Origin of the sequence: Thermococcus sp., from assembly GCF_027063845.1 — an archaeon.
Lineage (GTDB): Archaea > Methanobacteriota_B > Thermococci > Thermococcales > Thermococcaceae > Thermococcus.
This window is the reverse complement of record NZ_JAMOQU010000029.1, coordinates 1-15,740: the sequence shown is the minus strand read 5'-3', so window position 1 is coordinate 15,740 and position 15,740 is coordinate 1. Positions and strand designations below refer to the sequence as shown.

Here is a 15,740-nt window from a genome sequence, read left to right as displayed (position 1 = left end):
ACACAGCTGAATATTCCCCGTTTGAATTTACCTGTGGGGTTGATAACTGGCCCGATTACTCCCTAACGTCCATTATCTCCGCCCGCTGGTACTCGACGATTCTCTCGGGCCTTATCCTGATGAGTTTGTCAACGGCCCCTCCCCCGCCGATGACGTGCTCGTTCTCCAGAACCCTTTGGTCTATTATCGTCCTGAGCGGCACGCCGACGGGAGGAACGCCTCCAACCTCGTAGCCTGTAAGTTCCTTGACCTCTTTTGGCTTTGCAAACCTGCACTTTCCGAATTTCTTTTCTAGCTTCGGAAGGCTGACCCTCGACTCGCCGTCAACTATGACGAGAAGGGGCCCACTCTCGCTTACGATGACGAGCGACTTTATAACCTGCTTTCTGGCAACGCCCGTCTCCCTCGTGGCCTGCTCGACTGTCCTGACAGGCCTTCCAATTTCAAGGATCTCAGCTCCCAGTTCTCTCACAATTTCCTCAAGCTTCACCATGACAATCCTCGCACAACTTCGCTGCAATCGTTAATAAATCCTCCGCAGACGCTCTATGTCGTCTTTCCTATCCAGTGGGAGTAGCTCTAAGGGTTATGGCCATTGGAGGCTGAACATCAACGCGTGCAGCAAAGGACACACAAAAACAACGGGCGAAATAGGGGAGATAAGAATCAGAAAGGTTCGCTTCAGGAGGGGCAAGGAGCTTTTGGAGATTGGCTTCGAGTTATTTTAAGTGATTTAACGAAATGTTTATAACTTTTAACCACTGTATTACTGATCGGTGGTTACAATGGAAGAATCTAACGATCCAAGAGGATACTACGAGTGTGAATATCCAGATGAGTTTAGATATCTGCCTCCTGAGATAGTTAATGAGATCGTCATGGAGGTAACTAAGATTAAAAGAGATATAGAGAACGAATACGGACCATCTCTTGAAAGCCATATTAAATGTATCCAACTTGAGGCTAATAAAATCAGTGAAGACCCTAGTGCGTTTCGCAAGTTTGTTCAGTACGTATCAGCACGACTAAATCATGTCTCGTTGATTTTTAAGAGTGCTTTTTCTAGTGCAAAACGTCGTCTTCAATATCGTTTGCGGTGGGCTGAATATGAACTTAGGAAAGTAATTAAAAAGACGGGTAAAACTATCTCATTGTTATATAGTGAGCTTGCAATGAAAGCCATTGAGGATATGTTTGAGTGGTTTCTCGCAAAGTTGAATAGTATCTTGGACTGGGTTAAGAACAAGATTGAAAACATAAATTGGCATGAATCTCCGGATAGCATCTCACTTGGAATTAGCACGGGTATTCCACCAAGTATTTCAATTTCTCTTTCGTGGAATACGAACAAAAAACAAAGGTAAATTTTTCTCATTGCCTAATTCTATTTTTCTATCCTTTCCGCACCCAAAGCGCCCCTGCCATGCCGAAGTAGGTGGGGCAGGCATAGGCACTCGCCTTTAACTCGAACTCCGCTTTTCTCATCGCCCCGAGCATTATTAACATCTGCCAGTAGCTGTCCACGAGGGCCTTCCTAACGAGGTCCTCGGGGATGATGAGAAGCTCCTCAAGGCGGTCTTCGTTGATGAGCTTCATTATCAGCCTGTCGTACTCCTCGCTCTCCTTCACCTTCCCGTAGGGGCCGTTTTCGCTATGACCGTGCCCGTGGTCCGCGCTGATTATCAGCGCAACCCTCTTCTCCTCTCGCTCAAGGACTTCGCCGAGGATTTCACCGAAGCGGACGAGCGTTTCCCTGCTAACTCCCCTCGACGGCGTCATCAGGACGAGCGGTTTCCTTTCGAGGAACTGGAGCGGAATCAGCTCGCCCCAGCTCAGGGGCCAGCGCGAGTATTCTCCCCTTAGAGATGCAAAGTTCAGGTCAACGACTGGCATTCCCGCATTTTTCTCGGCCTCGTAAATCTTCTTGGCCAGTTCCCCCTCTGTCTTCCACTCGCCGGGCAGTTCCTTTCCCTCGAAGCCGAGCCACGAGACAAGGTTTTCAGCAAGGACGACGCCGAGGTGGTCGCTCATTCTGACGTTATGCGGGCTTATCAGGACGTAGGAGTCCACGCCTTTGAACTCCTCGCCGATTCCCCTCAGGACTTCCGCGAGCCTCTCGGTTTCCTCGTCTGGGGGCTCAAGAACCGGGTTGCCGTGGGGCATCAGACCTATTCCGACGAGCATCTCAATCACCTCAGGCAGTTTTTAAGCCCCTCGAGCGGGCACTCTGTTATCTTTCCCGCCGGAGCATCCTTTAGGGCTCTCAATCCAGAACCGGTGAGAATCGAGACGACCTTGGCTCCTTCGGGAAGGTTTAGCTTTTTCAGAGCCGCCACCCCAGTCGCGCTCGCCGGCTGGACGAAGAGGCCCTCTGTGGCTAGTTCCGTTTGGGCTTTTCTGATTTCATCGTCCGAAACTGAGACACAACCCCAGCCGAACTCCCTCAGGAGTCTTAGAACGGCGTTTCCGCTCGGTGGGTAGGGGTTCGCTATTGCCTTGGCTATTGTTTCTGGATTCTCAAAGCGCTCCACCTTTTCCTTCCCCTCGAGGAAGGCTTTGCATATCGGAGAACAGCCCTTGGCCTGAACGGCTATCAGCTTTGGAATGCTGTCAATAAGCCCATTCTCGTAAAGCTCGATGAAGCCCTTCGCCACTCCCCTGAAAAGGCCGCCCGAGCTGGTTGGGATTAGAATGTAGTCCGGAGTAAGCTCCTCGGCTATCTCGAAGGCTATTCCCTTGTAGCCCTCGATTCTGAAGGGGTTGTCTGAGTTGATAAAATAGACCCCGAGTTTTTCTCCCAGCTTGAGGCTCTCGAAGTAGAGCCTCCCGTAGTCCCCGAAAACCCTTATCACTTCTCCGCCGTAGACCGAGACGGCCTTTAATTTCTCGTCGCTCGCGCTCTCGGAGACGAGAATCTTGGCTTTAAGCCCGAAGCGTGAAGCGTAAGCCGAAACGCTCGCCGCCATGTTTCCAGTCGAGACCGTCCCAACGGCCTTGTAGCCCGCTTTGAGTGCGTAGCTCATTGCCAGAAAAGTTCCCCTGTCCTTGAAGCTCCACGTCGGGTTCACCGTTTCGTTCTTGAGGTAGAGCTTAACGCCGAACCCGTCGCCGAGCCTCGACTTCACCAGCGGGGTGTCGCCCTCGCCGAGGGAAAACTCAAGGGCCGGCTCGACCGGCCAGAAGTCCCAGAACCGCTCCCAGACGCTCTTTCCGATGTAGGGTTCTCCCTCAAAGAGCTCGAACTCGACCGGCTCACCGCACTCGCACCTCTGGACGGGCTCATCGTATGTTTTTCCGCAGATTGGACACCTAAGCTTCAACCCGAACCCTCCTCACGGCTTTTAGGGTGACGGTCTTTCCGTCGAGGATGATTGTGAGCCTTGCATAGGTGTTCTTTTCGGCGAGCCCCTCGAGGGTTTCGGCGAAGGTTTTAGAGGCGTTCTCGTCCGAGAACTCAACCTTCCACAGGAGGACGTAGTCGGTTCCGTTGGTCGCGAGGACGAGGTGGTCACCGAGCCACGCGCTTGAAACGTTCCACGCGGTCTCGTTGTCGAGCTTGGCAACGTCCCTGAGGAGGACGTGGACGTAGAACTCGCCCATCCTGTCGTCCCTTATGACGCTCCAGTTCGCTGGAACGCTCAGCGACACGTTCACGGGCGTTATTTTCTCCAGATAGAGTTCAGGATGCATTATCTGGGCCGTTGAGATTGGATAGTGCCTGTAGGCCTCGTTTACAAGATTCCATCCACCTTTTTCGTAGAGGTAACGGACGAAAGAATCGCCGAAGACGTAAGGAAAGATACCGATGTCCGTTAGCGGGTTCCCGCTGAGGGAGCGTATCTTGTATACAGGAATCCCGTTCCGCTCGCAGAAGATGTCCGCTACGAGGTCGGCGTCGCCCTCCACCAGTGCCCTCACCGCGAGGGTTCCGTCGAAGGTGCTGGCCCCGTACTTTGCATCGAACCACTGCTTTTGCAACACGTGCGTGAGCTCATGCGCCAAAGCCCTCTTCGCCATCTCGGGGTTTCCCTCAAAGTTCTCCTCGATGACGTAGATTGTGTTTCCAACCGTGAGGGCAATCCAGCCGGCGCTCTGCTCCTCCTTCGCCTTGATGAAGGAGTAGTTCCCAGGAAGAAGGAGTGTCATCTTGTAGGTGAGCTCCTGAACCTTCAGCTCCTCCTCGTTCTGGCTACCTGGCCCGAAGAGCCTTATCGCCTCCGTCCTGCTGATGACGATTACCTTCGGCTTTTCCTTGAAGCTCAACCCCCTGATTTCCTGAACCTGTTCGATTATGTCGTTAATCTGGTCGAGAATCGCGTTGGTGGAGTAGGCTAAGTCAACCGCTGAGTAGAGCGACAGAACGACCGTCGCGACGAGAAGAACCGCGAGCGCTTTCTCCCTCATTCTCACCGGAGAAGATTGGGGGGAGAGTTAAAAAGGGATTTGGTGCAAGTCTAAAACTCGACGAACTCCTCCTTCATGCCGTCCTTCGTGATGACGACGACCTGGACCTTCCTGTCCCCGGTGTAAACGTCGCGCTTTCCGGCGGTTCTGACTGCCCTAACGGCGAGCTCCTTTGCTTCTTCGACGCTCATGTCCTTTTTGAAGCCCTCTTCGAGGACGGCTATTGCGAAGGGACTTCCAGAGCCAGTGGCCGTGTAATCGTCGAATATAAGGCCCCCGAGCGGGTCGAGGTTGGCCAGCGTTGGCTTTTCAACGTAGCCACCTATGATAATCTGCACCATGTAGGGATACCCCTTGTTCTCGTTGAGGATGTTGCTGAGCAGGTGTGCCATCGCCTTGGCCGTCATCGGTCTTCCCCACGTGAACTGGTAGTAGCGCGCCTCCGCCTCAAGTTGCCTGGCCAAGGCCTGAACGTCTCCGACGCTTCCCGCGGTGGTTATCGCTATTCTGTCGGTTATCGGGATTATCTTCTTTATGTTCAGGGTTTCAACCATGTGGTCAAGCGAGGCCTGAGTGTCAGCCGCGAGAACCACCCCGTCCTTGGCCTTTATTCCCACCGTTGTTGTTCCGGTCTTCTTCTCCATGCTCTCACCTGAAGTAAGAAACGCGCCGAAGTTTTAAACATTAGCCCTTCATAGGAACGAGGAGGCGCTTCCCCTCGACCTCGATTATCTTCGCCCGTATCCCGTAGGTGCTCTCTATCACCGTTGGCTCCAGCTTCCTTGACGGTCCCTCCCAGACCTTCTCGCCGTCCTTCAGGACGAGAACCCTGTCGGCGTAGCTTAACGCGAGGTTGAGGTCGTGGAGAACTGCAACGATAATCTTCTCCCCTTTGAGCTCGTTCAGGAGCTCCATAACCATGAGCGCGTGGTTTACGTCGAGGTGGCTCGTGGGCTCGTCGAGGAGGATTGCCCTGCTCCCCTGTGCCAAAGCCCTCGCGATGAGGACGAGCTGGAATTCCCCACCGCTCAGGCTGGTTACCTTCTCCCTTCTCCTCTTCCAGAGGCCGACCCTCTCAAGGGCTTCCCTCACGCTCCCCCGCGTTATGTATGCTCCCATCTCGACGAACTCCTCGACGGTGAAGGCGAACTGGGGGAGGGAGCTCTGGGGCACGTAGGTTATCAGCCTCGCCCTTTCAGCAGGCCTGAGCGATGTCAGCTCGACGCCGTCGAGCCTTGCAGTTCCCCTCGGCCTTAAAATCCCGACGAGGCACTTGAGGAGCGTGCTCTTTCCGGCTCCGTTGGGCCCGATTATCGCGAGAAGTTCGCCCCTCTCGGCTTTGAGCTCTACGTTTTTCAAAACTTCCCTCTCGCCGTATGCGAAAGAGATTCTCGCCTCAAGCAACGAGCTCACCCCTTTTGTGCCTCATCAGGAGGTAGAGGAAGAAGGGCGCGCCCATGAGGGCCGTTACTATGCCGACCGGGATTACCGTCGGCTTCGCCACCGTTCTCGCGAGCAAATCCGCAACTACGAGCAGAACCCCGCCGAAGAGGGCCGTTGCAGGGGTTAACTCCCTGTGGTTCGGCCCGAGAAGGAGGCGCATTATGTGGGGGCTTACCAGTCCGATGAAGCCGATTATTCCGGCGGTGTAAACTGCGAAGGCCGTAAGCGTCGCTATGACGCCGAGGAAGATTTTTCTGTACAGGTGGAGGTCGAGACCGAGGGCTATGCTCTCCTCGCCGAGCAGAATAAGGTTGAGCTCGCGCCAGCGCCAGCTGAGGAAGCCAACGCCGAGAACAGAGACTACGAGCATTATCCCGACGTCCCGCCAGGTGCTCCCATTAAAGCTCCCGAGGAGCCACATCCAGCTTAGATGGCTCTCTTGAGGGTGCGTGACGTAGATGTACCACGTTATCGCGTTTGCAAGGAAGCCGTACGCTATTCCCGCCAGAAGGAGGGTGTCAACGGGAACCGCGCCGTTGGTCCTCGCTATCGTGTAAACTATGAAGACCGAGAGAAAGGAAAAGACGAGCGCGAGGGGGGCTATGTAGGCAGGATTAATCAGCGTTCCGATGGCGGAGCCGAGCGCGGCTCCGGAGCTTATTCCGATTATGTAGGGCTCCGCGAGAGGGTTCCTGAATAGGGCCTGGCTCGCAACCCCCGCACTCGCCAGCGCGAGGCCGACGAAGTAAGCGAGAAGAACCTCAGGTAAGCGGAGTTGCCACACTATGGTGAAGTACTCTGGGGGTTGCCCTGAGGCGTTCTCCCTTATTGACTCGGCAACCTCTGTAAGGACGTCCGAATGGATGAGCTGGGCAAGTTTGTCAAGAGTCCACGAGAGCCAGCTCGCGAGGGTTGTTTTTACCCCGTAATCCACGCTCTCAACGACATCGTGAAAGCTCAAACTAACCGGGCCGAAGTAGACGCCGAGGAAAACCGAGAGGGCTGAAAGGATGAGTAGGGCCGGAAGCCATTTCCGCATGTGCTGGAGTTTTTGTCCAGCCTTTTTAAAGTTGATGCATCAGCCAGGAATCCGGTCATCATCCCTAGGTCAGGTTCGAGAGTGCTCATCACGTCGGGGTACTCATCATAGGGAGTCCCCTCAAGCCTTAAAAGCCTTGGGGGAGAGTTACTAACATGAGCGTCTCAGCGAGGGAAGTGAAGGCCAGAATACCGCTGGCACTCGTCACGATACGGCCGGCGAAGCTCTTTGACATAAGCGAAGTTATGAGGATTGAGAGGGAGTCCTTCCGCGAGGCCTACCCGAGGGGAATCTTCCTCGTCTTCCTTGAGAACAATCCGGACACTTTTCTCGTTGCAGAATACAACGGCAGGGTAATCGGCTACGTCATGGCCTACCTCCGCCCGGACCTTGAGGGCCACATAATGAGCATAGCCGTTGACGAGCGCTATCGCGGAAACGGTATTGGCTCTGCTCTACTTGCAGAGGCCATAAACAGGCTCATCGCGAGGGGGGCAAGGTACATAGGCCTCGAAGTCAGGGTCAGCAACGAAAAGGCCATAAAGCTCTACGAGCGCTTCGGCTTCAGGAAGGTGAAGCGGATTATCGGCTACTACTCGGATGGCGAGGACGCCTATTACATGCTCCTGCCTGCTGAGGAATGGAGGGGAAGCTGATGATAGTCTTTTACCTGAGCGGAGACAGGGTCTTCTCGACCGACCAGAACGCGATAAACGGCCTCTACAACAAGCGCCACTTCGGAAAGCTGGTGGAGGGCAAGCTCTTCCTTTCACTGCTGGAAGCTACCTACCTCGTCGAGAGGGGCAAGATAGAGGTCAGGGATGGAAAGAGAAAACTAACCGTCGAGGAGCTCATGAACCTCGGAAGGGAGAGGGACGAGCTGTTTGACGCGAAGTACCTCGTCTACAAGGATTTGCGCGACAGGGGCTATACCGTCAAGTCAGGTTTAAAGTTCGGCTCCCACTTCCGCGTTTACAGGCGCGGAATGGACGAGCACTCCCAGTGGCTCGTGTGGGTTCTCCCAGAGAACTCCCGCCTGAGCCCGAACGACATAACGGCGAGGGTTAGGGTTGCCCATGGCGTCAGGAAGAACATGATTATGGCGATAGTTGATGAGGACGCCGATGTTACCTACTACAAGGTCGAGTGGACGAAGTTTTGAAGGCAGAAATTTTAGTGGTGTTTCTTCATAATGTTTTTTGCAGCGTTTTCTTGATTGCTGGCCTGTTTTTAAGTAGGAGCTTTCTATTTTCACGATGTTCGGAGCTCTTTGTTCATCCTAGGATAATTACGTACCCAAGAGAAGATAGTGGAAATCATGTGGATACATTTGGATTATTAGCATTGTTCTTATACTAATGCTTAGGGAATTGGAGGATTTAACGTAGACTTCCGTGGGGTTTATTAGCATTATTTAGCGTCCCCGTTATTGTATCTGTTGATTCCGGGGGATGAGTGTTTTATCCCTCCTTCACCCATAAATAAAGCAAACAAAATTAGCTTGAATCCTCAATGATTTTGAACTCTCGGCTTAAAAGTCTTAACTCCTTCTCCTCAAGGGACTTCGTATCTATTGGAACAAGGATTATAGTGTTGTTTGTTAATGCGTAATCCTTTAGATGTGAGAGAAATTTAAAAACTGTAATAAACCCGTTCTCAAGGATAAGGTATTCTAAACCATCCAGATATACAAGTTTTTCGGCTTCACTTCCCTTCATAAACTGAACGAGCATGTGGAGGATGTATTCCAATCTTTTGGGATTGACTGAATTCTCTTCAGGAAGAGCCGTTAGCCACATTATTGGGGTTTTTTCAACTCCTAGAATGCGCTTCATTACACCTGGGGGTTTTCTTGATATGATCACCGCGGCCCTTCCAGAAAGATACTTCTTTAGAATGCGGAGGGGGTTCTGGTCACTAACCAGATACAATCCCGGGGAGATTGTGTACCTACCTCCATCGTGTTGGAGCTCCACCACTGGCACGAGTTCGTATTTGCCTATGATTTCCCTCAGGATATAGAGCCATCCATACATCAGGATACCTACTGAAATACCGCATATGACGTTCGATATCATCCTCATAAAGTACTCTTCAGTTTCTGAAAACTTAACGAGGCTAAAGCCTTCCAGATTAAGGGGTATGGAAGTAAGCTTGGCGAGAGAGAATCCTGCCCATGCTATTATCATCAGATCGTATGCTCTGGCCAGTCGGGGATAGTGTATCCTAAATTGCTCTCTGTATTTGAGGCTCGAAAAAAGCAGTATGAGCATTACTGTTAGTACTAATGATTCAATAACTACATTTAAATACGTGCCGCCTCCCCCCACGATTATCACCCGGTTATACATCTCTGTTCGAAGAGATATTTAAACCTTTTGAAAAAACCAAGATAGAACAGCCTTTTATGAAAAATTAGACGGATATAGTCTGTATTTGCTTATTTTGGAGAGGGTATAAAACTTTAAAATTTGAAAAAAGGTCTTAAACAGTTCTAGCCATGCACTCACTTCAAAAATCCGGTCTTCTTCCCCAAATCCTCGAACGCGTCTATGACGTACTGGAGGTCCTCCTTGCTGTGGGCCGCTGAGGGTTCGAGCCTTATACGAGCGGTTCCGAGCGGGACTGTCGGATAGACGATGGCCTGCGCGAAGATGTTGTACTCGTCGTAAAGCCTCCTGCTGAACTCCTGGGCGAGCTTCTCGTCGTAGAGCATAACCGGCGTAATCGGGTGCTTGGTGTTTCCGAGGTCGTAGCCTAAATCCCTCAACCCGTTCTGGAGGAAGTGGGTGTTGTCCCAGAGCTTCTTGACGAGTTCGTCGCTCCTCTGGAGAATCTCAACGGCAGCTATGGCCGCCGCGACGTCAGGTGGGTTGGGAGCGCTTGAGAACAGGAACGGCCTCGCCCTCTGGCGGAGGTACTCGATGGCCTCCTCGGGACCGGCAACGTAACCGCCGATGACACCGAAGGCCTTGCTCAGCGTTCCCATCTCGAAGTCAACCCTGTCGTGGAGCTTGAAGTGGTCAACTATACCCCTTCCGCTGTCACCGAGGACACCCTCACCGTGTGCGTCGTCTATGTAGAGTATGGCATCGTACTGCTCGGCCAGCTCGGCCATTTCAGGAAGCGGGGCGAGGTCACCGTCCATGCTGAAGACACCGTCGCTGACGATGATTTTCTTCTTCTTGTCCTTGTTCTCCTCCAGCCTCTTCTTGAGGTCCTCCATGTCGATGTGCTTGTAGATGACCTTTGGCGCACCGCTGAGGCGCATTCCGTCTATGATGCTCGCGTGGTTGAGCTCCTCACTGATGAAGACTCCGTCTTCCCCTTTCTTGAGGAGGGCGCTTATCGCTCCGAGGTTCGCGTTGTAACCGCTCTGGAAGAGTATGGCCGCTTCGCGCTTCTTGAACTTCGCCAGCTTTTCTTCAAGCTCGACGTGGAGCTCCATTGTTCCCGCTATCGTTCTAACCGCTCCAGCGCCAACGCCGTAGTCGAGGATGGCCCTTATGGCCGCGTATCTAATCTCAGGATGCGCGGCAAGGCCGAGATAGTTGTTGGAGCACATGTTGAGAACCTTCTTGCCGTCGACGATGACCCACGGGCCCTGGGCGCTCTCAAGCTTCCTTATGGTCACGTAGAGGCCCTTCTCCTTGAGCTCCTGGAGCTCTTCCCTAATCCAGTCAAGCTTCCCCATGAGAACCACCGTTTACACATGGTCATCGAGGTATAAAAGTTTTGCACTGAACCTGTTAGTTCAGTCTAATTATTGCCGTGAGGATTGCCAAAAGGGCGAGCGCGAAGCTTCCGCCGATTTCCAGCCTGTAATCATGCTTTCTGTCAGGGTACCTTTCGATTAGTCGGAGCTCAACTCCAAAATTTCCCGGCCCTGTTACGACAATTGACAACCCCCAGCCCCTCCGCGAGAGCGGGTAAGCAACGGGCACGACGCCGGTGAAGAAGTCGAGGAACAGATGACTCCCCCAACCGAGGGCGAAGAGGAGGAAGGGACCGCCGAGGTGCAGGCCGAGAAGAAGGACAGGAAGGAAAGGCATGAGGGAGTGGAGGTATGAGCGGTGCTCCTCAGCTAAAGCATCGAGGTCGGGAAAGACCGCGCCGAGGACGAGTGCTGTTAGTCCCGTCAGCGTCGGCTCGCTTGAGAGTGCGAGGTAAACGAGGCTCGGAATCGAGGCGTGCTCAAGCGGGTCCATGGCAAAGCCCTTAAACTCTTGGCTCTCATAAAGGTTTAGGTGGAATACATGACCGAGGAGATTAGAGAGGTTAAGGTTCTCGAGAAGCCCTGGGTTGAAAAGTACCGCCCTCAGAGGCTCGATGACATCGTTGGTCAGGAGCACATAGTCAAGAGGCTCAAACACTACGCTAAAACCGGGTCGATGCCCCACCTGCTCTTCGCTGGACCGCCAGGCGTTGGAAAAACGACCGCCGCCCTTGCTCTCGCTCGCGAGTTATTCGGCGAAAACTGGCGCCATAACTTCTTAGAACTTAACGCGAGCGATGAGCGCGGAATAAACGTGATTAGGGAGAAGGTCAAGGAGTTCGCGAGGACGAAGCCGATAGGCGGGGCAAGCTTCAAGATAATCTTCCTCGACGAGGCCGACGCTCTAACCCAGGACGCCCAGCAGGCCCTGAGGAGAACGATGGAGATGTTCTCCAACAACGTCCGCTTTATCCTGAGCTGCAACTACAGCAGTAAGATAATCGAGCCGATACAGTCGAGGTGTGCAATCTTCCGCTTCAGGCCCCTCAACGACGAGGACATAGCGAAGCGTATAAGGTACATCGCCGAGCAGGAGGGGCTTGAGCTCACCGAGGAGGGCCTTCAGGCGATTCTCTACGTTGCCGAAGGCGACCTGAGGAGGGCCATCAACGTCCTCCAGGCGGCGGCCGCTCTGGACAAGAAGATAACCGACGAGAACGTCTTCCTCGTTGCGAGCAGAGCCCGCCCGGAGGACGTTCGCGAGATGATGACCTTAGCGTTGGAGGGTAACTTCCTGAAAGCGAGGGACAAGTTGAGGGACATACTCCTCAAGCAGGGCCTCAGCGGTGAGGACGTGCTGATTCAGATGCACAAGGAAGTGTTTAACCTGCCGATTCCGGAGGACAAGAAGGTAGCTCTGGCAGACAAGATAGGCGAGTACAACTTCCGCCTGGTTGAAGGCGCCAACGAGATGATACAGCTCGAAGCTTTACTCGCTCAGTTCACGATTATGGGTGACAAGAAGGGCAAGTGATTGCCATGACCGAGGTTCCCTGGGTTGAGAAATACCGCCCGAGGAAGCTGAGCGAGATAGTGAACCAGGAGAAGGCAATAGAGCAGGTGAGGGCCTGGGTCGAGGCCTGGCTTCACGGCAACCCCCCGAAGAAGAAGGCCCTAATCCTCGCCGGACCTCCAGGCGTCGGCAAGACGACCACAGTCTATGCTTTGGCGAACGAGTACGGCTTCGAGGTCATCGAGCTGAACGCGAGCGACGAGAGAACCTACGAAAAGATAGAGCGCTACGTTCAGGCCGCTTATACGATGGACATCCTCGGAAAGCGCAGGAAGCTAATCTTCCTCGACGAGGCGGACAACATAGAGCCGAGCGGTGCTCGCGAGATAGCGAAGCTCATCGATAGGGCCAAGAACCCGATAATCATGAGTGCCAACCACTACTGGGAGGTTCCCAGGGAGATTAGGAACAAAGCCCAGATAGTTGAGTACAAGCGGCTAACGCAGAGGGACATCATAAAGGCCCTCGTGAGGATTCTCAAGCGCGAGGGCAAGACGGTTCCGAAGGAAATACTCTACGAGATAGCCAAGTGCGCGAACGGTGATTTAAGGGCGGCGATAAACGACCTCCAGACGGTGGTTACGGGTGGTGTCGAGGACGCAAAGGAAGTTTTGGCCTACCGCGACGTCGAGAAGAGTGTCTTTCAGGCTCTGGCCCAGGTCTTCGCGACTGACAACGCCAAGAGGGCGAAAATAGCTGTCCTCGGCGTGGACATGTTCCCCGACGAGCTCCTCCTCTGGATTGACGAGAACGTGCCCTATGTCTACTACAAGCCCGAGGACATAGCGAGGGCTTACGAGGCCCTCAGCAGGGCCGACATATACCTCGGCAGGGCGAAGAGGACGGGCAACTACTCGCTCTGGAAGTATGCAACGGACATGATGACAGCTGGAGTGGCGGTTGCGGGAGTCAAGAAGAAGGGCTTCGTGAGGATTTACCCGCCGAAGACCATCAAGCTACTCACGGAGAGCAAGACTGAGAGAACGCTCAGGGACTCGATAGTCAAGAAGGTCATGAAGGAGATGCACATGGCCAGGCTCGAGGCCTTGGAGACCCTCCACTACCTCCGCGTCATCTTCGAGAGCAACCCAGATTTGGCCGCTCATTTCACGGTCTTCCTCGACCTCAGCGAGAAGGAGGTTGAATTCCTCGCTGGAGACTCCAAAAAGGCAAAAACAATCTGGGGCAAAGCCATGAACATCGAGAAGAAGCTCAAGGAGCGGGGCAGGTTGGAGACGAGCGTTCGCGAGGGCCTTAGGAAGGCTAAGGAGAAGGAAGAAGAGGAGATGGGGTCGGAAGAGGCCGAAGAAATCGGGGAGACAGAGGAAGTTTCTGAAGAAGGACCCGGGGAAGAGGAGGAACTCAGCGGGGAAGAGCTTGAGGAGGCCGAGAAGGAGATAGAGCCCGTGGGGAAGAAGGAGAAGAAGCCCGAAAAGAAGAAGGGCAAGCAGGCGACGCTGTTTGATTTCCTGAAGAAGTGAAGGTGCTAAGTCCCCTTTTCTTCCACTTTGATATCTGCACACACCTTAAACACATGCGGCTTGAAGTCGCTCACCTTCTTTACCCTCACGGAGCACTCCCTTCCAAGCTTTTGGCATTCCTCAAGTATTCTCTGCCTGAATGCTTCAATTTCGTTCTCGTGAACGAAGTCGTAGTAGTGAAGCCAGCGCTCGGCCTTTGAGAGAGTCAAGCTTAGCGCGTCAACGCCCCTCGGCGTTGGGCTTATAACTCGGTCGTAGCTCGGGAGCTCGGGCAGAACCTTGAAGGCGTCGCCGTGAATGAACTCTATCTCGCCCTTCAGCCTCCTCCTGTTGCGTTCTATGTTTTCAAGGCCGAGCTCATACGCTTCCCTGTTCAGCTCGACGGCAGTTATCTTGACCTTTCTATACCTTGCTATCACGAGCGCGTAGGGCAGGACACCCGCAAAGGGAATCAAAATCCTTTCTCCGTCCTGAACGAGCTGGGCCAATCTGTACCGTTCCCCTTTCATTCGCGGGTTGAAGAAGGCTTTGCTCAGGTCAACCTTAATCTCGACGCCGTTCTCCCTGTGGACAGTGTCGAGCCTCTTTTCACCCCAGATTATTGAGTAGTCCCTGATTCGGAAGGCCCCCTCGTGAAAGCCCTTCCTCGCTATCACCTTGAGGAACGGGTGAACCTTCCTCAACGCGAAAACGATGTCCTCAACGCGGTGCTCCAGCTCGGGCGGGATTTGAATAACGGCGATGTCGCCTATAACGTCGTAGCGCCTGAGGTACTTCAGCTCATCCTCGCTCAGTCTCTCCGTCAAAACGCTCTCCAGATTTTTGTATATCTGCCTCTCTGGCCGAAATGGAAGCTCAACGGGCAAGACCTCGTAGCCGAGGGTGTAAATCCTCTCGTCTTCGATGACTGGTAAGAGAACGAAGTCATCTTCCCTCTTCGGTCGTCTCTTCCCCTCGTAGAGGCCGAGCTTCTTCAGCCTTCTCTTCACCGGCTCCGCTTCCCTCTTCGGAACCCTCAGCGCTGGCATTGAACTCCCTCCGCTTTCTGTTCGGAATAGCCCCGAACAACGCGGGCCCCATGAGCTTTTCGAGGATTTTCTCGACGTCTATCTCCTCAAACTCCTTTTTCAGTATTGCCATCTGCTCTGGGCTGAGGGTGTCCTCGTTGGCTAGTATGAGTACGTGGGCGCTCTCTATCATTGCCGCGTCTCTGATTGAAAACAGAAACTTCGCAACGGCTTTGAAATCCGAGTAGAAGAGCATGTACTCGATACCCTCGATGTAAACTACCCCGCCGGGGTTGTCCCTTATGAATCCTATTACCTTTCCGCTGAGAACGTGCAGGCTGCTCGGGCTTACCGCCTTTTTGTGCTCAACCCTCGTGAGCCAGATGTAATCGTCGGGTTCTACTCCCATTTTGTTTCGCCACTCCTCTGGATGTTCCCTTCCGATGACGAGCAGTGGGAGGTCAGCATAACTGTCTATTGCCTTCAGCAATGTGATTGCGTCATCACGGGACTTAATGATTCCGGCAACGGGGAGGGTGCATTTTACTTTCCTCCTTTCGTGTTTCTTCTCAGGAATCCGTAGCTTTTTGAGTATGCTCAGGGATTCGTTGGCGAGGATAAGGTACCCACTCGTGACTGCTATCGCTGTTAGAACCCAGAACTTAATGTTAATTGAGATTGTTAAGAACACTCCAATGCCCCCAATGAGTCCAAAAAGAACAAACGATACTATTAGAGTCAGAGCGAATCTCTTGGCGGGCTCATCGTGACTTTTCCATTCCCGGTATGATTTAAAGATGCCGTAGAGACCCAGAAAAATTAGTATTGCCCCTGAGAGGTATGAAATGAAGTCCCCAAGTCCCACAGTCCCACCGTTCAAAACTGCGTGATATTCTACAAAAACCTTTCTACCGCCAGTAGGGTTCCCGTTCCAATACCGCTCTTTTGAAAATATCGACGAGCTCCGCGTCGCTTGCACCGTTTCTCATCGCGCTCAGGAAGTCTATCAAATCATCGTTCCTCAGCAGGCAGGTCTTGAACTTCCCGTCGGAGGTGACCCTCAGCCTCGTGCAGTTGG

General features: G+C 53.3%; 17 protein-coding genes and 2 pseudogenes. 6 read left to right on the top strand and 13 right to left on the bottom strand.

Annotated features, from left to right (window positions below):
• Positions 1-55: 55 nt before the first annotated feature.
• Positions 56-493, bottom strand: a complete 438-nt coding sequence (locus tag MVO87_RS02455) for an aminoacyl-tRNA deacylase (RefSeq protein WP_297552057.1) — start codon at positions 491-493, stop codon at positions 56-58.
• Between the two features lie 112 nt (positions 494-605).
• Here MVO87_RS02455 and MVO87_RS02450 point away from each other — a divergent pair.
• A pseudogene (locus MVO87_RS02450) lies at positions 606-728 on the top strand (alanyl-tRNA editing protein); the annotation flags it as partial.
• Positions 729-776: 48 nt separating this feature from the next.
• Positions 777-1,364 (top strand): hypothetical protein, encoded by a 588-nt coding sequence (locus MVO87_RS02445; RefSeq protein WP_297513138.1) that lies wholly within the window; start codon positions 777-779, stop codon positions 1,362-1,364.
• A gap of 28 nt (positions 1,365-1,392) precedes the next feature.
• Here the strand turns inward: MVO87_RS02445 and MVO87_RS02440 are convergent, their stop codons facing one another.
• From MVO87_RS02440 to MVO87_RS02415, 6 genes are read right to left on the bottom strand one after another with little or no spacing between them, the layout of a single operon-like run.
• Positions 1,393-2,184, bottom strand: a complete 792-nt coding sequence (locus tag MVO87_RS02440) for a DODA-type extradiol aromatic ring-opening family dioxygenase (protein ID WP_297513136.1) — start codon at positions 2,182-2,184, stop codon at positions 1,393-1,395.
• A gap of 5 nt (positions 2,185-2,189) precedes the next feature.
• Complete coding sequence (gene thrC, locus MVO87_RS02435) at positions 2,190-3,320, bottom strand: threonine synthase (protein ID WP_297513134.1); 1,131 nt, start codon at positions 3,318-3,320, stop codon at positions 2,190-2,192.
• Positions 3,310-4,404, bottom strand: coding sequence for an eCIS core domain-containing protein (locus MVO87_RS02430; RefSeq protein ID WP_297513147.1), 1,095 nt, complete (start codon positions 4,402-4,404; stop codon positions 3,310-3,312). Before MVO87_RS02430 ends, thrC begins: the two co-directional genes overlap by 11 nt.
• A gap of 50 nt (positions 4,405-4,454) precedes the next feature.
• Complete coding sequence (psmB, locus tag MVO87_RS02425; protein WP_297513132.1) at positions 4,455-5,048, bottom strand: archaeal proteasome endopeptidase complex subunit beta; 594 nt, start codon at positions 5,046-5,048, stop codon at positions 4,455-4,457.
• 40 nt (positions 5,049-5,088) lie between these two features.
• On the bottom strand, positions 5,089-5,808 hold the full coding sequence (locus tag MVO87_RS02420; RefSeq protein WP_524540267.1) for an ABC transporter ATP-binding protein: 720 nt from the start codon (positions 5,806-5,808) through the stop codon (positions 5,089-5,091).
• Positions 5,801-6,886 carry a FecCD family ABC transporter permease gene (locus tag MVO87_RS02415; RefSeq protein WP_297513128.1) on the bottom strand — a complete coding sequence of 362 codons (1,086 nt, stop codon included), beginning with the start codon at positions 6,884-6,886 and terminating at the stop codon, positions 5,801-5,803. Before MVO87_RS02415 ends, MVO87_RS02420 begins: the two co-directional genes overlap by 8 nt.
• A 155-nt stretch (positions 6,887-7,041) precedes the next feature.
• Here MVO87_RS02415 and rimI point away from each other — a divergent pair, with 155 nt between their 5' ends.
• Complete coding sequence (gene rimI, locus MVO87_RS02410; protein WP_297513125.1) at positions 7,042-7,542, top strand: ribosomal protein S18-alanine N-acetyltransferase; 501 nt, start codon at positions 7,042-7,044, stop codon at positions 7,540-7,542.
• Positions 7,542-8,048, top strand: a complete 507-nt coding sequence (gene endA / locus MVO87_RS02405) for a tRNA-intron lyase (protein WP_297513123.1) — start codon at positions 7,542-7,544, stop codon at positions 8,046-8,048. The genes rimI and endA overlap by 1 nt, the downstream gene beginning before the upstream one ends.
• Before the next feature lie 334 nt (positions 8,049-8,382).
• Here the strand turns inward: endA and MVO87_RS02400 are convergent, their stop codons facing one another.
• The 3 genes from MVO87_RS02400 to MVO87_RS02390 form a co-directional block, all read right to left on the bottom strand.
• Positions 8,383-9,225, bottom strand: a complete 843-nt coding sequence (locus MVO87_RS02400) for a DUF835 domain-containing protein (protein ID WP_297513121.1) — start codon at positions 9,223-9,225, stop codon at positions 8,383-8,385.
• A 167-nt stretch (positions 9,226-9,392) separates the two neighbouring features.
• Complete coding sequence (gene kbl / locus MVO87_RS02395; protein ID WP_297513145.1) at positions 9,393-10,580, bottom strand: glycine C-acetyltransferase; 1,188 nt, start codon at positions 10,578-10,580, stop codon at positions 9,393-9,395.
• Between the two features lie 55 nt (positions 10,581-10,635).
• A complete protein-coding gene (locus MVO87_RS02390; protein ID WP_297513119.1) occupies positions 10,636-11,094 on the bottom strand; it encodes a metal-dependent hydrolase in 459 nt (152 codons plus the stop codon).
• A 48-nt stretch (positions 11,095-11,142) separates the two neighbouring features.
• Between MVO87_RS02390 and MVO87_RS02385 the strand changes: the two genes are divergently transcribed.
• Together MVO87_RS02385 and MVO87_RS02380 are read left to right on the top strand one after the other, a co-directional pair.
• Positions 11,143-12,135 carry a replication factor C small subunit gene (locus MVO87_RS02385; RefSeq protein WP_297552071.1) on the top strand — a complete coding sequence of 331 codons (993 nt, stop codon included), beginning with the start codon at positions 11,143-11,145 and terminating at the stop codon, positions 12,133-12,135.
• A gap of 5 nt (positions 12,136-12,140) precedes the next feature.
• Positions 12,141-13,655, top strand: a complete 1,515-nt coding sequence (locus MVO87_RS02380; RefSeq protein ID WP_297552069.1) for a replication factor C large subunit — start codon at positions 12,141-12,143, stop codon at positions 13,653-13,655.
• Between the two features lie 5 nt (positions 13,656-13,660).
• Here MVO87_RS02380 and taw22 read toward each other — a convergent pair whose 3' ends face one another.
• From taw22 to MVO87_RS02365, 3 genes and pseudogenes are all read right to left on the bottom strand, one after another.
• The gene (gene taw22, locus MVO87_RS02375; protein ID WP_297516006.1) at positions 13,661-14,683 is read right to left on the bottom strand and encodes a tRNA (guanine(37)-N1)/4-demethylwyosine(37)-methyltransferase Taw22; all 1,023 of its coding nucleotides are present in this window, start codon (positions 14,681-14,683) and stop codon (positions 13,661-13,663) included.
• Positions 14,580-15,527, bottom strand: coding sequence for a DUF835 domain-containing protein (locus MVO87_RS02370; RefSeq protein WP_297516003.1), 948 nt, complete (start codon positions 15,525-15,527; stop codon positions 14,580-14,582). Before MVO87_RS02370 ends, taw22 begins: the two co-directional genes overlap by 104 nt.
• Positions 15,528-15,570: 43 nt before the next feature.
• Positions 15,571-15,740: pseudogene (locus MVO87_RS02365) on the bottom strand (GTP 3',8-cyclase MoaA); the annotation flags it as partial.